This is a genomic window from Xanthobacter aminoxidans, from assembly GCF_023571765.1.
Classification (GTDB): Bacteria; Pseudomonadota; Alphaproteobacteria; order Rhizobiales; family Xanthobacteraceae; genus Xanthobacter; species Xanthobacter aminoxidans.
The window spans coordinates 418,877-436,467 of the sequence record NZ_JAMJXC010000001.1 but is presented as its reverse complement, the minus strand read 5'-3'; the positions used below and the strand labels follow the sequence as shown (position 1 = coordinate 436,467).

The following is a 17,591-nucleotide window of genomic DNA, read 5'->3' as shown; positions in this document are numbered from 1 at the left end:
CCAGACATTCCGCCCGGCTTCGGCCGGGCGGTTTGTTTCAGCGCCGCCGAAGACGGGGCAGAGCCCTTTCCTTCGGCGCGCGAATCTCCTTCACTGGAAGCGTTGGGCCCGCGGTTGCGCCGCGGTTCCTCGTGAGACCGGCCCCGTTCCGCCGGCCATCGCGGAGGGTTCAATGCCGCGACTGTTCACCGCCATCGAGATCCCCCCCGAGGTGGGGCTCGACCTCTCCATGCTGCGAGGCGGGCTGTCCGGCGCACGCTGGATCGATTCCGAGAACTATCACGTCACCCTGCGCTTCATCGGCGATGTGGACGACGCCACCGGCCGCGACATCATGCTGATGCTCGGGCAGGTGCGCCGCCCCGCCTTCGATATCGCGCTGGACGGGCTGGACCAGTTCGGCGGCCACAAGCCGCGCGCAGTGTTCGCGGCGGTGAAGGCGAATGCGGCGCTCATGGAGTTGCAGGCCGAGCAGGAGCGCATCATGCAGCGGCTCGGCCTCGGTGCCGAGCGCAACTACAAGCCCCACGTCACCCTCGCCCGGCTGCGCGACGCGTCCTCGCGGCAGGTGGCAGATTACCTTGCCGCGCGCGGCTCCTTCCGCACCCCGCCGTTCCACGTGCCGCGCTTCGTGCTGTTCTCCTCGCGGGATTCGGTGGGCGGCGGCCCCTACCTCGTCGAAGCGGCCTACCCTCTCCTGTAGGGCGCCCCTCTGTAGGACGACCCGCCTCTTGCAGCGCTGTGCGCGGTCCCCATTTCATTGGCATGACCACGCACACGCTGAACTCCGACGATTTCGACCGCCTCTCGGGCGCCGAGCGGGACAAGGCCGCGCAAGACGAGGCCAGCGTCCGCAAGGGCTTCTGGAAGAAGATGCGCGGCGCCGCCCGCCACGTCCCCTTCGCCGAGGACGCGGTTGCGAGCTATTACGCCGCCTTCGACCGCGAGACGCCGCTGCGCGTGCGGGCGACGCTGCTCGGCGCGCTGGCCTATTTCGTCCTGCCGTTCGACATCGCGCCGGATTTCCTGCCGCTCGTGGGCTTCGGCGACGATGCGGCCGTGCTCATGGGCGCGCTGAAGCTGCTCTCCGGCCATGTGAAGCCCGAGCATTATGAAGCGGCCAAGGCAGCCCTCGATCCCGACCATCAGGTGAGCGGGGAGGAAGGCCGCCCGGCCTGAGCTTCAGTCCGCCACGGTCAGCACCACCTTGCCCTTCACCCGGCGACCGGAAATCTCGCCGAGGGCCTCGGCGCAGTGTTCCAGCGGGAAGGTCTTGTCCACGTGCGCGGAGATGCGCCCGTCGCGGGCATAGCCCATCAGTTCGGCCACCGCGTCGCGCAGCCAGCCGGGATTGGCCCGGGCATGGGCACCGAAGGCGACGCCGCGCATGTCGCAATTCTTCACCAGCAGCAGGTTGAGCGGGATCTTCGGGATTTCGCCCGCGGCGAAGCCCACCACCAGGAAGCGGCCGAGTGAGCCCAGCGCACGCAGGGCCTGCTCCGCCATGTCGCCGCCCACGGGGTCGTAGATCACGTCCAGCCCCTTCTCGCCGCCGAACGCCTTGAGCGCGGCCTTGAGGTCGCCGGAGGCATAGTCGAAGCCTTCGTCCGCGCCATGCTCCAGGGCGAAGCGCACCTTCTCCGGCGAGGAGGCGCAAGCGATGATGCGGGCGCCAAGCACCCGGCCGAGCTCCACCGCTGCCAGCCCGACCCCGCCCGAGGCACCGAGCACAGCGAGCCGCTCACCCGCCTTCAGTTCGCCGCGGTCGCGCAGGGCATAGAGCGCCGTGCCGTAGGTGACGATGAGGCCGGCAGCCTTCACGAGGTCGACGTCGTCCGGAACCTTGGCCAGGAATTGGGCCGGTGCCGCGACATACGCGCGCGCCGCGCCGTAGGTCTGATAGCCGCACACCCGATCGCCCACGGCAAAGCCGGTCACGCCCGCGCCCAGCGCCGCCACATGGCCGGCATATTCCGCGCCGGGGGAGAACGGCAGCTCGGGCTTCACCTGGTAGAGATCGCGGATGATGAGCGTGTCGAAGAAGTTGAGGCCGATGGCCGCGACCTTCACCAGAACCTCGCCGGGACCGGGCACCGGCTGCGGCAGGTCGCGAATCTCGAGGGTTTCGGGGGCACCATGGCGCGCGCACACCACCGCTTTCATGAACGCTCCTTCTCTCCCGCGTGACGGGACCGGATTACCAAAAATTAACCCAAACGGGCGGAAGCACGGGGTAAACACGCCCTTCCGCGACGGCACCGGCCCCTTACGATCCCTGCGCCTTGCGCTTCACCGAGCGGCCGGACAGTCTCGCAAAGTCCCATGGCGCAACGAATCGGGCGACTTCGCACGTCCGGCGCATTGAGCGGAGCCGAGCCTTTGGGTTAGGAAAACGCAAGACCACCCCGCCATTTTTTTGACCGCCTGCCTCGCTACCCGACAGCCGGCGGCCAGCCTGAAGTCCGATTGCCTTAAAGGGCCCCAGCGATTTAGGAGAAGCCATGACGCTTCCTCGTGTCCATCCTGCACTCCTGGGCGTGTTCCTCGCCTGCGCCGCAGCCGTCCCGGCCGTCGCGCAGGGTCAGCCTCAGTCGAAAGCGGTGGCGCAGTTCGGCGACTGGAGCGTCTACGTCTCCACCTCCAGTCCGAAGGTCTGCTACGCCATCTCCCAGCCGAAGACCCGCGCGCCCGAAGGGCTGAAGCGCGATCCGGCCTATTTCTTCATCTCCACCCGTCCCGGTGAGAACGTGAAGAACGAAGTGACCGTCACCATGGGCTTCCCCCTGAAGGAGGGCTCGGACGCCACCCTGACGGTCGGCAACGCGACGCTCCAGCTCTACACCAAGGATCAGGGCGCCTGGGTGCGCAACGTGGCGGACGAATCCAAGCTCGTGGAAGCCATGAAGCGCGGCAAGGACCTCACGGTCGCCTCCACCTCCCTGCGCGGCAACGTGACCACCGACAAATATTCGCTGGTCGGCCTCGGCCAGGCCATCGATCGGGTGGCGCAGGAGTGCAAGTGAACGACGTCGGCTGAACGCGTTCAGGTGATGCGGAAGGGACGGGCCAAGCCCGTCCCGGAAATCACCGTCCCGATCGTCACCGGCCGGGCAATCACCGCCCGGGAAGTTCCAGCACGGCGTTGGGGCTGAAGCGGTCGATGATGGCCGGCAGATGCTTGGCCAGGAGTTCCGGCAGCATCTCCGGCTGGAGGCCCAGCCCGTTCGCGATGGCGGTGAGAGGTTCGGCGCCAAGCGCGTTGACGATCTCGTCCGCGCTCACCGGCACGTTGGGGCCGGTGGACAGCCAGCTCTCCACCTCGTGGGCAAGCCCGGCCTCGTGCAGTTGCGCCAGCACGCCCTCGATGCTGCCGTAGGGCGTCTTCGCCAGTGCGCCATCGAGGATGCCGGGCAGCGCCGAGGCCATGGGGCCGCTGAGCAGCGTGTCGATGAGGGCGCCGGCGCCCTCCGGACCGGCGCGTCCGAGCATGTTGGAGAGCATACTGCCCGCCATCTGATCGAACAGGCCCATCCCCATCTCCTCCTGCTGCGCTGCACGATGCGGCGCACTTCGGGTTGGTGTACCGGATCGCCCGAGCGGTGTCGATCTGGCGTGGATCGGTCACGAATGCCTGATCGCCTGCGGCTCCGCGCCGCTGGGACGGCGTGTGACCTATGCACGACGATCGTCAGCCGCTAACGGCTCGCAGGTGATGATCCCACTCCCTCTGTTCACGGCCCTCGCCCTCATGACCGCCGTCGCGGCCCTCGCCGTGCTGTGGCCGCTGTCGCGCGCCCGCACCATGAAGGCGACACGGGAGGCGGACCTCGCGGTTTATCGCGACCAGCTGGCCGAGCTTGCCCGCGATGCCAAGTCCGGCCGCCTGCCCGTCGCCGAGGCGGAGGCCGCGCGCATCGAGGTCGCCCGGCGGATGCTGGCCGCCGACGCAGCGGCCGATGCCGCCTCCGCCGACCCTGCGGTCGCCGGCCGGCGCCGGCGCGCGGCAGCCATCGTGGCGCTGGTCTTCGTGCCGGTCTGTGCCGCCGCGCTCTATGCTTTCATGGGCTCGCCCGGAATCCCCGGCGCCCCCCTCGCCGAGCGCCTGTCGGCGGCGCCGGATCGCAGCGACGTCGCGATCCTGGTGCGCCGCGTGGAGGAGCACCTCCAGAAGAACCCCAATGACGGGCAGGGCTATGAGATCCTCGCCCCCATCTATCTGCGCCTTGGCCGGCCGGAGGATTCCGCCCGCGCCTACGGCGAAGCCATCCGCATCCTCGGCCCCACCGCCGAACGGCTGTCGGCACGGGGCGACGCGCTTGTCGTGGCGGCGGACGGCCTCGTCACCGCAGACGCCGCCAAGGCCTTCGCCGCCGCGCTCGCGCTGAACCCGGACGAGCCGCGCGCCGCCTATTTCCTCGGCCTCGCCGCCGAGCAGGACGGCCGGGCGCAGGATGCGGCGCGCATCTGGAGCGAGCTGCTTGCCCGCACGCCGGCTTCGGCCCCCTACCGGCCCGTGGTGGCGGAGGCGCTGGCCCGGGTCGGTGGCTCGGCTCCGCCCACGGCCACTTCCCCTGCGACACCGGGTCCCGGTGCCGCCGATGTCAATGCGGCCGCCCAAATGTCGCCGCAGGACCGGAACGCCATGATACGTGGCATGGTGGACCGTCTCGCCGCCCGGCTCGACAAGGAGCCGAACGACATCGACGGCTGGGAGCGGCTGATCCGCGCCTACGGCGTGCTCGGCGACAAGGACAAGGCGGACGCCGCGCTCAAGACGGCGCGCGCCGCCTTCAAGGACGATCCGGCGGCCCTCGCCCGTCTCGACGCGGCGGAGAAGGCCCTGCCGACAGGAGGAAAAGGATGACGCGCAAGCAGCGCAGGCTGATCCTCATCGGCGCCGGACTCGGCGTGCTCGCGCTCGCCGCCGGCCTCATCCTCTCGGCGCTCAACGACACCATCGTCTTCTTCCGCACCCCCACCGAGGTGGCGCAGAAGCAGGTGACGCCGGGTGCTCGCCTCAGACTCGGCGGGCTGGTGGAGACCGGCAGCGTGGTGAAGGCCGGCACGCTGACCACCTTCTCCATCACCGACGGCAACGCCGCGGTGAAGGTCGCCTATCAGGGCATCCTGCCGGACCTGTTCCGCGAGGGTCAGGGTGTGGTGGCCGAGGGCGCGTTGCAGCCGGACGGCCAGTTCAAGGCCGACAGCGTGCTTGCCAAGCACGACGAGAAATACATGCCCCGCGAGGTCGCCGACGCGCTGAAGCAGCAGGGTCTGTGGAAGGACGGCGCGCCCGCGCCGGGCGCAGCCTCCCCCTCCACCCGCCAGCCCGGGAGCTGAGGCATGATCGCCGAGATCGGACAATACGCCCTCGCCCTCGCCTTCGCCCTCGCCCTCGCGCAGGTGATCCTGCCCGGCTGGGGCGCGACGCGGGGCGATGCGGTGCTGATGGGGTCGGCAGGGCCGATCGCCCTCGCGCTGTTCGGCTTCGTCGCCTTTGCGTTCGGCGCGCTGGTGCAGCTCTACGTCACCTCCGATTTCACGGTGGTGAACGTGGTGGAGAATTCCCACTCCCAGATGCCGCTCATCTACCGCGTGACCTCCACCTGGGGGAATCACGAAGGTTCCATGCTGCTGTGGGTCTTCGTGCTCGCCATCTTTGGCGCGCTGGTGGTGGTGTTCGGTGCCAACCTGCCGGACCGGCTCAAGGCGCTGGTGCTGTCGGTGCAGGGCGCCGTGGCGTCGGCTTTCCTCTCCTTCATCCTGTTCACCTCCAACCCGTTCGCGCGGATCGTGCCGCCGCCGGCCGAGGGGCGCAGCCTCAATCCCATCCTTCAGGACCCCGGCCTCGCCATCCACCCGCCGCTGCTCTATCTCGGCTATGTGGGGCTCTCCATCTCCTTCTCCTTCGCCATCGCGGCGCTGATCGAGGGGCGGATCGACGCCGCCTGGGCGCGCTGGGTGCGTCCGTGGACGCTGGCGGCCTGGGTGTTCCTCACGCTGGGCATCGCGGTCGGCTCCTACTGGGCCTATTACGAGCTGGGCTGGGGCGGCTGGTGGTTCTGGGACCCGGTGGAAAACGCCTCCCTCATGCCGTGGCTCGCCGCGACCGCGCTCTTGCATTCCGCCGTGGTGATGGAGAAGCGCGACGCGCTGAAGGTGTGGACCATCCTCCTCGCCATCCTCGCCTTCTCGCTGTCGCTGGTCGGCACCTTCCTGGTGCGCTCGGGGGTGCTGACCTCCGTGCACGCCTTCGCCACCGATCCGGCGCGCGGCGTGTTCATCCTCGGCATCCTCACCTTCTTTATTGCCGGCGGGCTGGCGCTGTTCGCCTTCCGCGCCTCGGAGCTGAAGCAGGGCGGCCTCTTCGCGCCCATCTCGCGGGAGGGGGCGCTGGTGTTCAACAACCTGTTCCTCACCGCGGCAGCGGCGGCGGTGCTGGTGGGAACGCTCTATCCGCTGGCGCTTGAAGCCTTCACCGGCGCCAAGATCACGGTCGGCCCGCCCTACTTCAATCTGGTGTTCGGCGGACTGATGCTGCCCCTCATCTTCGCCATGCCGTTCGGCCCGCTGCTGGCCTGGAAGCGGGGCGACATCCTGGGCGCGGCGCAGCGGCTGATGCTCGCCGCCGGCCTCGCCATCGTGGCGGCAGTGGTGACGGCGGCCGCCACCACAGGCGGCCCGGTTCTGGCGCCGCTTGCGGTGGGCCTTGCCGCCTTCATCATGCTCGGCGCCCTGACCGACCTGGCCGAACGTGCCGGCCTCGGCCGGGTGGGGGCGAAGGTGGCTCTGGCCCGGCTCGCCGGCGTGCCCCGCTCCGCCTATGGCACGGCCATCGCCCATTTCGGCGTGGGCGTGTGCCTGCTCGGCATTGTCTGCGAGACCTCGTGGAGCCTTGAGAAGATCGCCGCGGTGAAGCTGGGCGACACCATCACCATCGGTTCGCGCACCCTCACCCTCGACCGGCTGGAAAACCGCACCGGGCCGAACTTCCGCGCCCGCACCGCCGTGTTCTCCATCCGCGACGGCGGCGTCCCGGAAGGCACCGTCGAAGCCTCCCGCCGCACCTTCGCCGCGCGGCAGATGGCAACCACCGAGGCGGGCCTGCGCACCTTCGGCTTCAGCCAGCTCTATGTGAGCATGGCCGAGGAAGCCGCCGACGGCCACGTCTCCGTCCGCGCCACCTTCAAGCCGTTCGTGACGCTGATCTGGCTCGGCGCGGTGGTGATGGCGCTGGGCGGCGTGCTCTCCCTCGCCGACCGGCGCCTGAGGGTCGGCGCCCCACGCCCGGCGGCGAAGAAGCAGCGGCAAGCCGTGGCGCCGGCGGAGTAGGCCGTGGCGCCACGCATACGGCTCGCGCAGCATGCCGAGGTGGTGATGCGCGAGCGCGATATCGCCTCCGCGTGGATCGAGCGAACCCTCGCCGCCCCGGACTGGGATGTGGAGGATCCGAACGATCCCAGGCTGCGGCGATCCTATGCCGCCATTGCCGAGCGCGGCGGCCGCATCCTGCGCGTAGTATATCGACCCGACGAGACGGACATCTTCGTTGTGACCGTCTTTTTCGACCGCGGAGCGCGACGGCCATGAAAGTGGACTACGATAAAGAGACGGACGCCATGTTCGTCCGCTTTGCCACGGGCGCCATCGTGGAGAGCGAGGAAGTCTCGCCCGGCATTGTCCTCGATTTCGATGCCGAAGGGCGGATCGTGGCCATGGAAGTGCTCGACGCGCGCAAGCGGCTTGCGCCCGGCGCCGTCCCCTCGGCGGCGGAGTGAGGGGCATGGCACAGAACACGCGCACGCGCCTCGCCTCCTTCCTCCTCCTGCTCTCCCTCAGCGCCCCGGCCTTCGCCGTGCAGCCGGACGAGGTGCTGGGCGATCCGGTGATGGAGAGCCGGGCGCGGACCATTTCGGCGGAACTGCGCTGCATGGTCTGCCAGAACCAGTCCATCGACGATTCCGACGCCCCGCTGGCCAAAGACCTGCGCATCATCGTGCGCGAGCGGCTGAAGGCGGGCGACAGCGACAGCCAGGTGCTGGACTTCATGGTGGCCCGCTACGGCGAGTTCGTGCTGCTCCGCCCGCGCATGTCCTGGCGCAACGCGCTTTTGTGGGGCGCGCCCATCCTTGTGCTGCTGCTGGGCGGCTTCGGCGCCATCCTCGCCATGCGCCGCCGCAGCGCCGCGCCCCCGGCGCCCCGCCTTTCGGCGGCCGAAGAGGCCCGGCTGAAGGCGTTGCTTGCCGAGGGCGACGGGGCCGGCCCGACCAAGCCCTGAGGCGGACGCGGGACGGCTCCCGCATTCTTCCCGTGGAAAGGTGGGCCGCGAGGGATTATGTGTGGCGGATGATGCCCACGCCCGAAACCATGCCTGAAGCCACGCTCACGCCTGAAACCGCCATGCCCGCCATGGCTCCCGAGGCCGCGCCGGCGCCTGCGCGCGCGTCCCTCGTCGGCCTCGACCGGGACAAGCTGGGCGATGCGCTCGACGCCATCGGCGTGAAGGGCTCGGAGCGGCGCATGCGCGTCAACCAGCTCTGGCACTGGATCTACCTGCGCGGCGCCCTGGATTTTTCGGAGATGACCAACGTCTCCAAGCACCTGCGCGCGCGGCTGGAGGAGGCCTACACCCTCGCCCGCCCCGAGATCGTGGCCGAGCAGGTCTCGCAGGACGGCACCCGAAAGTGGCTGCTGCGCTTCCCGGCCGATCATCCCGGCGAGCGGCCACACGACATCGAGACGGTCTATATCCCCGAGAGCGACCGCGGCACGCTGTGCGTCTCCTCGCAGGTGGGCTGCACGCTCAACTGCTCCTTCTGCCACACCGGCACCCAGCGCCTGGTGCGCAACCTCACCGCCGCCGAGATCGTGGCGCAGGTGATGGTGGCCCGTGACCGGCTGGGCGATTATCCCGGCCGCGAGCGTGCCGTCGGCCCCGGCCTGCCCACCGAGGGCGACCGGCTCGTCACCAACATCGTCTTCATGGGCATGGGCGAGCCGCTCTATGCTTATGACAGCGTGAAGGAAGCCATCGAGACCCTCTCGGACGGCGACGGCCTCGGCCTCGGCAAACGGCGCATCACCGTCTCCACCTCCGGCGTGGTGCCGGAGATCGAGCGGCTGGGCTCGGAAGTTGGCCCCATGCTTGCCATTTCCCTGCACGCGGTGCGCGACGATCTGCGCGACGTGCTGGTGCCCATCAACAAGAAATACCCCATCAGGGAGCTGATGGAGGCCTGCCGCACCTACCCGGCCGCCTCCAACGCCAAGCGCATCACCTTCGAATACGTGATGCTGAAGGGCGTGAACGACTCGCCCGCCGACGCCCGCGCGCTCGTGAAGCTGCTGGAAGGCGTGCCGGCCAAGATCAACCTCATCCCGTTCAATCCCTGGCCCGGCACGCAATATGAGTGCTCGGACTGGGAGACCATCGAGCGCTTCTCGGACATCGTGTTCCGCGCCGGCTATGCGAGCCCGGTGCGCACGCCGCGCGGGCGCGACATCCTCGCCGCCTGCGGCCAGCTCAAGAGCGAGAGCGAGAAGCTCACCGCCCGCGAGCGCCTTGCCTATCGCGCCATGATGGCCCAGGCAGAGGATTAGCCCCCGCCCCTTCCCGGAGACGCGTGCCATGCTCGACCATGTGGGGATCTCGGTGCGCGACGTGTCGCGCTCCCGCGCCTTCTACCTCGCGGCGCTCGCCCCCCTCGGCTACGGCATCCTCATGGAGGCGAGCCCGCCGGGCGGGCATACCTATATCGGTTTCGGCGTGATCGGCTCCGGCAAGCCGGACTTCTGGATCGGCGATGCGCCGGTCGCCACCGGGCACCTGCATCTGGCCTTCGCAGCCAAAGACCGCGCGGTAGTGGATGCCTTCTACGCCGCCGCCATGGCCGCCGGTGCGCGGGACAATGGCGCACCGGGCCTGCGCCCGCACTATCATCCCAATTATTACGGGGCCTTCGTGTTCGACCCGGACGGGCTGAACGTGGAAGCCGTTTGCCACATGCCCGAGACCGCCTGAACCCATGGACAACCTGGTCCGCCTGCTGCTGCGCTTCGTTCTGGTACCGCTCGGCTATTTCGCGTCGGTGATCGCCGGGGCGTGCGTGATCCTCATAGGCGAATGGCGCATCGGTACGCTGTTCACCGCCGACGATCCCAATGTACGGGCGTGGGGCATCATCATCGCCATCATCACCACGGTGGTGGTGCTGTTCCTGCTGCTGATGCTCATGTGGCTGGTGGCGGCGGTGGGCATCCTGTTCTCGGAGGCCTTCGCCATCCGCTCGTGGATGTTCCACGTGGCCAACGGCGTGGTCTCGGCCTGGATCGGCGCCCAGCTCTTCTCGCCCAGCGATGGCGCCCCGGCGGTGGCCGGCGATCCCTTCTACGTGGTGGCGGCGGGTCTTGCCGGCGGGCTCGCCTATTGGCTGGTGGCGGGCTCCACGGCGGGCTTCTTCAAGCCCATCCTGCGCTCCCCCGCCGAGCGGGCCGGCGCCCTTCCCCCGCCGCCGCACCGGCCGGACCTGTCGCCGCCGTCCCCTGAGTCGCCCCCCAGATGAGCCCCGCCGCCGACGATCCCGGTGCGGCCCGGCGCACGGGTCGTCTGGCGTTGGCCTATCTCGCGTCCGTCCTCGTCACCGTAAGCCTGCTGCCGCTCGTGGGCGCCGCCATGGACCGGATAGCGCCCGCGCCCGGCGCGTCCGAGGGGCTGGCGCTGTATTATGGCGTGGCGATCGCGTCCGCCGGCTTCGCCTATCTGCTGGTGGCCGTGTGCGGACTTGCGCCGGCGTTGGTGTGGATGGCCATCTCGGAGCGGAAAAGCCTGCGTCACCTGCTGGCTCATATGGCGGCCGGCGCGATCTGGGCCGCGGCAGGCTGGCTGGGCTTCTCCCTCGTCACCGATTCTCTCGGCGATCCGCTGCTGGCGCGGGTGACGATGGACCTTCTCATTGCCGGTGCCGGCGGCGGCCTTGCCTATTGGGCGGTGGCCGGGCGCAGCGCGGGCGGCGGCACGCCCCTTCCCTGAGGAGCGCACCCACGACGAAAAACCGCGGACGTTGCCGTCCGCGGTTCAAAACGTCTCGGAAAGCCGAAAGCTCAGGCCGCGGCAGCGGCCGCAACGGCCTTGGCGATCTGGCGCTTGAGGTCGAGGGCGACGGGAGACAGCTCCTCGTCGCGGGCCTTGGCGAGGAAGGCGTCGAGACCACCGCGGTGGTCCACGCTCTTCAGCGCATTGGCGCTGACGCGCAGGCGCACGGAACGCTTCAGCGTCTCGCTCTCCAGCGTCACGTTGCACAGGTTCGGCAGGAACCGGCGCTTGGTCTTGCGGTTCGAGTGGCTCACGAGGTTGCCGCTCTGAACCCCCTTGCCGGTCAGGTCACACCGCCGGGACATGGCGAAAGTCCTTTTTTCTTCGTATGGCGCGGGGAACGCGTCGGGGCCAGAAGACCCGCGTGCACTCACCCGCTCTATCGGGAAGCGGCTCGTATAGGGGGAGAGGGGGAGCCAGTCAAGGTGCGGAGCATATTGCGCCCGCCCGCCCCCTGCTGTGAGAATGACGTTACGGTCAGGCTCGACGGGGAACAAGGGTCGGGCTTCACGGCCGGGATGGGGGATTTCATGAAGTTCGGAAACTGGCTGTTCGCCGCCGCTCTGTCGACGGCGGGGATTTTCTGCGCGGGCGAGGTAAGCGCGCAGGGCAGGTTCATCGTCAACCAGCTCTCGGGCAAGTGCATCGATGTCTCGGGTGCACCCGGCGTCAAGAACGGCTCCCCGCTGATCCTTTATACCTGCGAGTTCTCCGCGCTGAACCCCAACGGGTCGCCCACCGACCAGATGTGGGAAATCCTGCCCCAGGGCTTCATCCGCAACGCCCTCTCCGGCAAGTGCATCGACGTGCCCGGCGCCCCCGGCATCAAGGCCGGCACGGCGCTGATCCTTTATGATTGCGAGATGTCGGGGCGGAACCCCAATGGCTCGACCACCGACCAGCAGTGGCAGTTCACCAAAGAGGGTCTGATCCGCCACAAGCTGTCCGGCCTGTGTCTCGATGTGCGCGGCACCCCAGCCACTGCCAACGGCGCGCCCCTCCAGCTCGCGCCGTGCGAGGTGGCCGGAGGGCCGTCCGACCAATACTGGCGCCTGAAGTAGCGCCCGCTTTCAGCCCGGCATCAGCACGCCCCTGCCCTTCTGCGCCGCCTCGGCGATGAAGTCGGCGGCCACGCGGATGCGGGCGAGGTCGCGCGTGTCGGCGTGGGTGAGGAGCCAGAAGGTGCGCGTGAGGCCCACCTCCGTGGGCAGGATGGGCACCAGCCCTTCCGGCCCCTCGCCTGCGAACAGGTCGGCCATGAAGCAGGGCAGCACGCACACGCCGGCACCCGCGCGCGTCGCCGTCATCTGGGCGACGAGGCTGGAGCTTTTCAGCCGCACCCTGAGGTCCTTGGCCACCAGCGGCACGTAATCCAGCTCGGGCGCATAGATCAGGTCGTCCACATAGCCGATGAAACGGTGGCGCTGGAGCGCGGCGCGGCTGTCGATGGCGCCATGCTTCTCCAGATAGGCGCGGGCGGCATAGAGGCCGAGCCGATAGTCCGTGAGCTTCCTCGCATGGAGCCGCCCCTCCTTCGGCCGGGACAGCGAGATGGCGATGTCCGCCTCGCGCTTCGACAGGGAGAACAAGCGCGGCATGGCGAGGAGCTGGATGTCCAGCTCCGGGTGCAGATCCGAAAGCGCCCCGATGCGCGGGGCGAGGAAGAAGGTGCCGAAGCCATCCGGCGCCCCGATCCGCACCGTGCCGGAGACGCCGAGGTCCGATCCGGCGATCTCGCCCTGCGCGGAAAGCGCCAGCGTCTCCATGCCTTCGGCGGCGGCGAGCAGGCGATCCCCGGCGGCGGTCAGCGCATAGCCATGGGGGCGCCGGTCGAACAGCTTCGCCCCCAGTGCCGTCTCCAGCGCGGCGATGCGCCGGCTTACGGTGGAGTGCTCCACCTTCAGCCGCGCCGCCGCCACCGTGAGCCGCCCGGCCCGCGCCACCGCGAGGAAGAAGGTGAGGTCGGACCACTCGAAATCGCCGCCGGGCATGGCTCTCAGGACTGTGAAAGGGCGCACATCAATGGTGCGGAGATTGCCGTAGCTGTGCACAAAAAGATAGGGCAGTGTGCCGGCCAACGAACGTCGTCCCAAAACGGCGTCCCTCGTCTGGAAACGTTTTTCCCAAGAAGGAACCGCATCATGCGCGAGATTGGCCATTTCATCGGCGGCAAGCACGTTGCCGGCACGTCCGGGCGCTTCGCCGACGTCTACCAGCCCATGACGGGCGATGTGGTCGGCCACGTGGCCCTCGCCTCCAAGGACGAGCTGAACGCCGCCGTAGCCAACGCCAAGGCCGCGCAGCCCGCCTGGGCCGCCACCAATCCCCAGCGCCGCGCCCGCGTGCTGATGAAGTTCCTGGAGCTGGTGCACCGCGACTACGACATGCTGGCGGATCTGCTCGCCCGCGAGCACGGCAAGACTGTTCCCGACGCCCGCGGCGACATCCAGCGCGGCCTTGAGGTGATCGAGTTCGCCATCGGCATCCCGCACCTGATGAAGGGCGATTTCTCCGACAGCGCCGGCCCGGGCATCGACATCTATTCCATGCGCCAGCCGCTGGGCGTGGTGGCCGGCATCACGCCGTTCAACTTCCCGGCCATGATCCCCATGTGGAAGTTCGGCCCGGCCATCGCCTGCGGTAACGCCTTCATCCTGAAGCCGTCCGAGCGCGATCCCGGCGTACCCATGCACCTCGCCGAGCTGATGCTGGAAGCCGGCCTGCCCCCCGGCATCCTCAATGTGGTGAACGGCGACAAGGAGGCCGTGGACGGCCTTCTCGACCATCCCGATGTCCACGCCATCGGCTTCGTCGGCTCGTCCAATATCGCCCAGTACATCTATGCCCGCGGCGCGGCCAACGGGAAGCGCATCCAGGGCTTCGGCGGCGCCAAGAACCACATGATCATCATGCCCGACGCGGACATGGACCAGGCCGTGGACGCCCTCATCGGCGCCGGCTACGGCTCCGCCGGCGAGCGCTGCATGGCCATCTCCGTGGCGGTTCCGGTGGGCCCCGAGGCGGCCGACAAGCTGCTGGAGAAGCTCGTTCCCCGTGTCGAGAACCTGAAGATCGGCCCGTCCACCGACGGCTCCGCCGACTTCGGCCCCCTCGTCACCCGCGAGGCGCTGGAGCGCGTGCGCGGCTATGTGGACCTCGGCGTCCAGGAGGGCGCAAAGCTGCTGGTGGATGGCCGCGGCTTCAAGATGCAGGGCTATGAGAACGGCTTCTACATGGGCGGCTGCCTGTTCGACCATGTGACCGCCGACATGCGCATCTACAAGGAAGAGATCTTCGGCCCCGTGCTCTCCGTGGTGCGCGCGCCGGACTACAAGGAGGCCCTGCGCCTTCCCACCGAGCATGAGTATGGCAACGGCGTCGCCATCTTCACCCGCGACGGCGATGCCGCCCGTGACTTCGCCTCCAAGGTGAACGTGGGCATGGTGGGCATCAACGTGCCGATCCCGGTGCCGCTCGCCTACCACACCTTCGGCGGCTGGAAGCGCTCCGGCTTCGGCGACCTGAACCAGCACGGCCCGGACGGCGTGCGCTTCTACACCAAGACCAAGACCGTGACCTCCCGCTGGCCCTCGGGCATCAAGGACGGCGCGGACTTCGTGATCCCCACCATGGGCTGACACGCCGGATCGGCCGCTCCGTCCTCAGGGCGGGGCGGCTCTGGCATCGGCGGGTCCGTCGGGCGCATATCTCGGCGGGCACTGGATGGCTCGCACGAAGGCGCCCCCTACATGTTCACGCTCTCCGAGGACCAGATCGCCATCCGGGACATGGCGCGCGATTTCGCCAATGAGCAGATCGCGCCCTATGCCGTGGAGTGGGACGAGAAGAAGCACTTCCCCGTCGAGCAGTTGCGCGCTGCCGCCGCGCTCGGCATGGGCGGCATCTATGTGCGGGAGGACGTGGGCGGCTCCGGCCTCACCCGCCTCGATGCGGCGCTCATCTTCGAGCAGCTCGCCACCGGCTGCCCCGGCACCTCGGCCTATCTCTCCATCCACAACATGTCGACCTGGATGATCGACCGCTTCGGCGACGACACCCAGCGCAGGCAATGGGTGCCGCGCCTCGCCTCGATGGAGCATTTCGCCTCCTACTGCCTCACCGAGCCCGGCGCGGGATCGGACGCGGCGGCGCTGAAGACGAAGGCGGTGCGGAACGGCGACCATTACATCGTCGACGGCCAGAAGCAGTTCATCTCCGGCGCCGGCTCCGCCGACATCTATGTGGTGATGGTGCGCACCGGCGGCGACGGGCCGAAGGGCATCTCCACCCTCGTCATCGAGGCGGGCGCGCCGGGCCTCTCCTTCGGCGCCAATGAGCGCAAGATGGGCTGGAACGTGCAGCCCACCCGCACCGTCACCTTCGAGGGCGTGCGCGTGCCGGTGGAGAACCGGCTGGGCGAGGAAGGCGAGGGCTTCAGGATCGCCATGGCCGGGCTCGACGGCGGCCGGCTGAACATCGGCGCCTGCTCGCTGGGCGGGGCGCAGGCGGCGTTGGAGAAGGCGCTGTCCTACATGCGCGAGCGCAAAGCGTTCGGAAAGCGCCTCGACGAGTTCCAGGCGCTGCAATTCCGGCTCGCCGACATGGCGACCGAGCTGGAATGCGCCCGCACCTTCCTGTGGCGCGCGGCGTCCGCGCTCGACGCCAAGGCGCCGGACGCGACGCAGCTCTGCGCCATGGCCAAGCGCATCGCCACCGATCGCGGCTTCGAGGTGGCCAACGACGCCCTGCAGATGCACGGCGGCTACGGCTACCTCGCCGACTACGGCATCGAGAAGATCGTGCGCGACCTCAGGGTCCACCAGATCCTCGAAGGCACCAACGAGATCATGCGCCTCATCGTCGCCCGCGCGCTGATCGCGCAGGGGAACTGAGGGCGCGTCTCACGTGCGGCGTCTCTCTCGCGGCGTCATGCCCGGGCTTGTCCCGGGCATCCACGTGGAGAGGCCGGGCGCCCCGTCTGCGGTCGTGCAGGCGGAACGACGTGGATGGCCGGGACAAGCCCGGCCATGACGGCGGCGAAAACCATCCATAGCTGCACCGGCGGCACCCAATTCGGGAGGAAACCATCATGGCCACCATCGCATTCATCGGCCTCGGCAACATGGGCGGGCCCATGGCCGCCAACCTCGTGAAGGCGGGTCACACCGTCACCGGCTTTGACCTCGTGCCCGCCGCGCTGGAGGCGGCGAAGGCCAAGGGCGTCGCCATCGCCGACAGCGCCAAGGCGGCGGTGGCGTCCGCCGATGCGGTCGTCACCATGCTGCCCTCCGGCAAGCATGTGGTGGGCGCCACCACCGGCGCGGACGGCCTGTTCGCGGCGGCGCGGCCCGGTACGCTGTTCATCGACAGCTCCACCATCGACGTCGCCTCCGCCCGCGCCTTCCACGAGGCGGCCAAGGCGGCGGGTCACGCGAGCGTGGATGCCCCCGTCTCCGGCGGCGTCGGCGGGGCGGAGGCGGGCACGCTGACCTTCATGGTGGGCGGCACGGACGAGGCGTTCGCGGCGGCAAAGCCCATCCTGGAGCTGATGGGCAAAAAGATCGTCCATTGCGGCGGCGCCGGCGCGGGTCAGGCGGCGAAGATCTGCAACAACATGATCCTCGGCATCTCGATGATCGCGGCCTCGGAAGCCTTCGTGCTGGCCGAGAAGCTGGGCCTCTCCCATCAGGCGCTGTTCGACGTGGCCTCCACGTCTTCCGGCCAGTGCTGGTCCATCAACACCTATTGCCCCGTGCCCGGCCCGGTGCCGACCAGCCCCGCCAATCGCAACTACCAGCCGGGATTTGCGGCGGCCCTGATGCTGAAGGACCTGAAGCTCTCGCAGGAAGCCGCGGAGACAGCCGGCGCCGCCACCGCGCTGGGGGCGGCGGCGACCGCCCTCTACACCGCCTTCGCGGCCGAGGGGAACGAGGGCAAGGATTTCTCCGGCATCATCGAGTGGATCCGCACGCGGGCGGACGAGACCTGAGCCCGAGCGATCGACGCACGGACATGAAAAAGGCCCGCCGCAGGATGCGCGCGGGCCTTTTTATTGGGCCGGAGACCTACCGCACCGGCAGCAGCGGCGGCCCGTAGACATTGGGCTCGCGCTGGGAGGGCTGCACCCACCAGAACAGGAGCACGAAGAAGCCGAACGGGACGAACAGGATCAGGAACCACCAGCCGGTGCGGCCGATATCGTGCAGCCGCCGCACGGCCACCGCCAGCGAGGGCAGGATCAGGCCGAGGTGGACGACGGTCGAAAGCCAGTTGGGTCCGGCAAAGAAATACCACGCGTCGATCTGGCCACCGCTGACCTGCGTCGCGGTGATGGACCCGGCGAGCAGCATGGTGCCGATGACGAAGGCCGCGATCTCCATCAGCAGGGTGAATACCCAGAACCACCAGAATTCGCTGCGGGGCGCCCGTCCCTGAAAGCCGGCATATTGGCTGAGGCAGCTGCGAACGGCTTGCGTGAATGTCATGGCCCCTCCTCGCG

22 protein-coding genes are annotated in these 17,591 nt (G+C 69.0%); 17 read left to right on the top strand and 5 right to left on the bottom strand.

Annotated elements, in window-relative coordinates; genetic code table 11:
• Positions 1-172: 172 nt before the first annotated feature.
• Both thpR and EJ105_RS01955 read left to right on the top strand, forming a co-directional pair.
• Positions 173-703, top strand: coding sequence for an RNA 2',3'-cyclic phosphodiesterase (thpR, locus tag EJ105_RS01960; protein ID WP_029556856.1), 531 nt, complete (start codon positions 173-175; stop codon positions 701-703).
• A gap of 62 nt (positions 704-765) precedes the next feature.
• Positions 766-1,179 carry a YkvA family protein gene (locus tag EJ105_RS01955; RefSeq protein ID WP_250165097.1) on the top strand — a complete coding sequence of 138 codons (414 nt, stop codon included), beginning with the start codon at positions 766-768 and terminating at the stop codon, positions 1,177-1,179.
• Between the two features lie 3 nt (positions 1,180-1,182).
• Here the strand turns inward: EJ105_RS01955 and EJ105_RS01950 are convergent, their stop codons facing one another.
• Positions 1,183-2,163 (bottom strand): NADPH:quinone oxidoreductase family protein, encoded by a 981-nt coding sequence (locus EJ105_RS01950; RefSeq protein WP_250165096.1) that lies wholly within the window; start codon positions 2,161-2,163, stop codon positions 1,183-1,185.
• A gap of 338 nt (positions 2,164-2,501) precedes the next feature.
• Here EJ105_RS01950 and EJ105_RS01945 point away from each other — a divergent pair, with 338 nt between their 5' ends.
• Positions 2,502-3,023 carry an invasion associated locus B family protein gene (locus tag EJ105_RS01945; RefSeq protein WP_024277242.1) on the top strand — a complete coding sequence of 174 codons (522 nt, stop codon included), beginning with the start codon at positions 2,502-2,504 and terminating at the stop codon, positions 3,021-3,023.
• Between the two features lie 91 nt (positions 3,024-3,114).
• Here the strand turns inward: EJ105_RS01945 and EJ105_RS01940 are convergent, their stop codons facing one another.
• Positions 3,115-3,531 (bottom strand): YidB family protein, encoded by a 417-nt coding sequence (locus tag EJ105_RS01940; RefSeq protein ID WP_250165095.1) that lies wholly within the window; start codon positions 3,529-3,531, stop codon positions 3,115-3,117.
• A gap of 181 nt (positions 3,532-3,712) precedes the next feature.
• On the opposite strand from EJ105_RS01940, the gene ccmI reads away from it, so the two are divergent.
• From ccmI to EJ105_RS01890, 10 genes are all read left to right on the top strand, one after another.
• Complete coding sequence (ccmI, locus tag EJ105_RS01935) at positions 3,713-4,864, top strand: c-type cytochrome biogenesis protein CcmI (RefSeq protein WP_250165094.1); 1,152 nt, start codon at positions 3,713-3,715, stop codon at positions 4,862-4,864.
• Positions 4,861-5,340 (top strand): cytochrome c maturation protein CcmE, encoded by a 480-nt coding sequence (ccmE, locus tag EJ105_RS01930; RefSeq protein ID WP_029556851.1) that lies wholly within the window; start codon positions 4,861-4,863, stop codon positions 5,338-5,340. The genes ccmI and ccmE overlap by 4 nt, the downstream gene beginning before the upstream one ends.
• A gap of 3 nt (positions 5,341-5,343) precedes the next feature.
• Positions 5,344-7,332, top strand: a complete 1,989-nt coding sequence (locus tag EJ105_RS01925; RefSeq protein WP_250165093.1) for a heme lyase CcmF/NrfE family subunit — start codon at positions 5,344-5,346, stop codon at positions 7,330-7,332.
• A 3-nt stretch (positions 7,333-7,335) separates the two neighbouring features.
• Positions 7,336-7,590 carry a DUF4258 domain-containing protein gene (locus tag EJ105_RS01920; protein WP_250165092.1) on the top strand — a complete coding sequence of 85 codons (255 nt, stop codon included), beginning with the start codon at positions 7,336-7,338 and terminating at the stop codon, positions 7,588-7,590.
• Positions 7,587-7,778 (top strand): DUF2283 domain-containing protein, encoded by a 192-nt coding sequence (locus tag EJ105_RS01915; RefSeq protein WP_029556848.1) that lies wholly within the window; start codon positions 7,587-7,589, stop codon positions 7,776-7,778. Before EJ105_RS01920 ends, EJ105_RS01915 begins: the two co-directional genes overlap by 4 nt.
• Before the next feature lie 5 nt (positions 7,779-7,783).
• Complete coding sequence (locus EJ105_RS01910; RefSeq protein ID WP_250165091.1) at positions 7,784-8,278, top strand: cytochrome c-type biogenesis protein; 495 nt, start codon at positions 7,784-7,786, stop codon at positions 8,276-8,278.
• Positions 8,279-8,346: 68 nt separating this feature from the next.
• Complete coding sequence (gene rlmN / locus EJ105_RS01905; protein ID WP_394041888.1) at positions 8,347-9,600, top strand: dual-specificity RNA methyltransferase RlmN; 1,254 nt, start codon at positions 8,347-8,349, stop codon at positions 9,598-9,600.
• A gap of 28 nt (positions 9,601-9,628) precedes the next feature.
• A complete protein-coding gene (locus EJ105_RS01900; RefSeq protein WP_250165090.1) occupies positions 9,629-10,021 on the top strand; it encodes a VOC family protein in 393 nt (130 codons plus the stop codon).
• A 4-nt stretch (positions 10,022-10,025) separates the two neighbouring features.
• Positions 10,026-10,562, top strand: coding sequence for a hypothetical protein (locus EJ105_RS01895; protein WP_250165089.1), 537 nt, complete (start codon positions 10,026-10,028; stop codon positions 10,560-10,562).
• Positions 10,559-11,029, top strand: coding sequence for a hypothetical protein (locus tag EJ105_RS01890; protein WP_250165088.1), 471 nt, complete (start codon positions 10,559-10,561; stop codon positions 11,027-11,029). The genes EJ105_RS01895 and EJ105_RS01890 overlap by 4 nt, the downstream gene beginning before the upstream one ends.
• A gap of 71 nt (positions 11,030-11,100) precedes the next feature.
• Here the strand turns inward: EJ105_RS01890 and rpmB are convergent, their stop codons facing one another.
• A complete protein-coding gene (gene rpmB / locus EJ105_RS01885) occupies positions 11,101-11,397 on the bottom strand; it encodes a 50S ribosomal protein L28 (RefSeq protein WP_024277232.1) in 297 nt (98 codons plus the stop codon).
• A 225-nt stretch (positions 11,398-11,622) separates the two neighbouring features.
• On the opposite strand from rpmB, the gene EJ105_RS01880 reads away from it, so the two are divergent.
• A complete protein-coding gene (locus EJ105_RS01880) occupies positions 11,623-12,153 on the top strand; it encodes an RICIN domain-containing protein (RefSeq protein ID WP_250165087.1) in 531 nt (176 codons plus the stop codon).
• Positions 12,154-12,162: 9 nt separating this feature from the next.
• On the opposite strand, the gene EJ105_RS01875 is transcribed toward EJ105_RS01880, so the two are convergent.
• The gene (locus EJ105_RS01875) at positions 12,163-13,083 is read right to left on the bottom strand and encodes a LysR family transcriptional regulator (protein WP_250165086.1); all 921 of its coding nucleotides are present in this window, start codon (positions 13,081-13,083) and stop codon (positions 12,163-12,165) included.
• Between the two features lie 150 nt (positions 13,084-13,233).
• On the opposite strand from EJ105_RS01875, the gene EJ105_RS01870 reads away from it, so the two are divergent.
• From EJ105_RS01870 to mmsB, 3 genes are all read left to right on the top strand, one after another.
• On the top strand, positions 13,234-14,730 hold the full coding sequence (locus EJ105_RS01870) for a CoA-acylating methylmalonate-semialdehyde dehydrogenase (protein ID WP_250165085.1): 1,497 nt from the start codon (positions 13,234-13,236) through the stop codon (positions 14,728-14,730).
• Between the two features lie 111 nt (positions 14,731-14,841).
• The gene (locus tag EJ105_RS01865; protein WP_250165084.1) at positions 14,842-15,984 is read left to right on the top strand and encodes an isobutyryl-CoA dehydrogenase; all 1,143 of its coding nucleotides are present in this window, start codon (positions 14,842-14,844) and stop codon (positions 15,982-15,984) included.
• Positions 15,985-16,181: 197 nt separating this feature from the next.
• Positions 16,182-17,081 carry a 3-hydroxyisobutyrate dehydrogenase gene (gene mmsB, locus EJ105_RS01860; RefSeq protein WP_250165083.1) on the top strand — a complete coding sequence of 300 codons (900 nt, stop codon included), beginning with the start codon at positions 16,182-16,184 and terminating at the stop codon, positions 17,079-17,081.
• A 76-nt stretch (positions 17,082-17,157) separates the two neighbouring features.
• Here the strand turns inward: mmsB and EJ105_RS01855 are convergent, their stop codons facing one another.
• Positions 17,158-17,577 carry a DUF805 domain-containing protein gene (locus EJ105_RS01855; RefSeq protein WP_250165082.1) on the bottom strand — a complete coding sequence of 140 codons (420 nt, stop codon included), beginning with the start codon at positions 17,575-17,577 and terminating at the stop codon, positions 17,158-17,160.
• Positions 17,578-17,591 lie beyond the last annotated feature (14 nt).

Bases quoted from the DNA above. Each gene is read 5' to 3' on its own strand.
- EJ105_RS01915 (WP_029556848.1), top strand. From the start codon at position 7,587: ATGAAAGTGGACTACGATAAAGAGACGGACGCCATGTTCGTCCGCTTT.
- EJ105_RS01900 (WP_250165090.1), top strand. From the start codon at position 9,629: ATGCTCGACCATGTGGGGATCTCGGTGCGCGACGTGTCGCGCTCCCGC.
- EJ105_RS01865 (WP_250165084.1), top strand. From the start codon at position 14,842: ATGTTCACGCTCTCCGAGGACCAGATCGCCATCCGGGACATGGCGCGC.
- thpR (WP_029556856.1), top strand. From the start codon at position 173: ATGCCGCGACTGTTCACCGCCATCGAGATCCCCCCCGAGGTGGGGCTC.
- EJ105_RS01945 (WP_024277242.1), top strand. From the start codon at position 2,502: ATGACGCTTCCTCGTGTCCATCCTGCACTCCTGGGCGTGTTCCTCGCC.
- ccmE (WP_029556851.1), top strand. From the start codon at position 4,861: ATGACGCGCAAGCAGCGCAGGCTGATCCTCATCGGCGCCGGACTCGGC.
- mmsB (WP_250165083.1), top strand. From the start codon at position 16,182: ATGGCCACCATCGCATTCATCGGCCTCGGCAACATGGGCGGGCCCATG.
- EJ105_RS01955 (WP_250165097.1), top strand. From the start codon at position 766: ATGACCACGCACACGCTGAACTCCGACGATTTCGACCGCCTCTCGGGC.
- EJ105_RS01880 (WP_250165087.1), top strand. From the start codon at position 11,623: ATGAAGTTCGGAAACTGGCTGTTCGCCGCCGCTCTGTCGACGGCGGGG.
- EJ105_RS01875 (WP_250165086.1), bottom strand. From the start codon at position 13,083: ATGCCCGGCGGCGATTTCGAGTGGTCCGACCTCACCTTCTTCCTCGCG.
- EJ105_RS01870 (WP_250165085.1), top strand. From the start codon at position 13,234: ATGCGCGAGATTGGCCATTTCATCGGCGGCAAGCACGTTGCCGGCACG.
- EJ105_RS01940 (WP_250165095.1), bottom strand. From the start codon at position 3,531: ATGGGCCTGTTCGATCAGATGGCGGGCAGTATGCTCTCCAACATGCTC.
- EJ105_RS01895 (WP_250165089.1), top strand. From the start codon at position 10,026: ATGGACAACCTGGTCCGCCTGCTGCTGCGCTTCGTTCTGGTACCGCTC.
- EJ105_RS01855 (WP_250165082.1), bottom strand. From the start codon at position 17,577: ATGACATTCACGCAAGCCGTTCGCAGCTGCCTCAGCCAATATGCCGGC.
- rlmN (WP_394041888.1), top strand. From the start codon at position 8,347: ATGATGCCCACGCCCGAAACCATGCCTGAAGCCACGCTCACGCCTGAA.
- ccmI (WP_250165094.1), top strand. From the start codon at position 3,713: ATGATCCCACTCCCTCTGTTCACGGCCCTCGCCCTCATGACCGCCGTC.
- EJ105_RS01925 (WP_250165093.1), top strand. From the start codon at position 5,344: ATGATCGCCGAGATCGGACAATACGCCCTCGCCCTCGCCTTCGCCCTC.
- EJ105_RS01950 (WP_250165096.1), bottom strand. From the start codon at position 2,163: ATGAAAGCGGTGGTGTGCGCGCGCCATGGTGCCCCCGAAACCCTCGAG.
- EJ105_RS01910 (WP_250165091.1), top strand. From the start codon at position 7,784: ATGGCACAGAACACGCGCACGCGCCTCGCCTCCTTCCTCCTCCTGCTC.
- rpmB (WP_024277232.1), bottom strand. From the start codon at position 11,397: ATGTCCCGGCGGTGTGACCTGACCGGCAAGGGGGTTCAGAGCGGCAAC.
- EJ105_RS01890 (WP_250165088.1), top strand. From the start codon at position 10,559: ATGAGCCCCGCCGCCGACGATCCCGGTGCGGCCCGGCGCACGGGTCGT.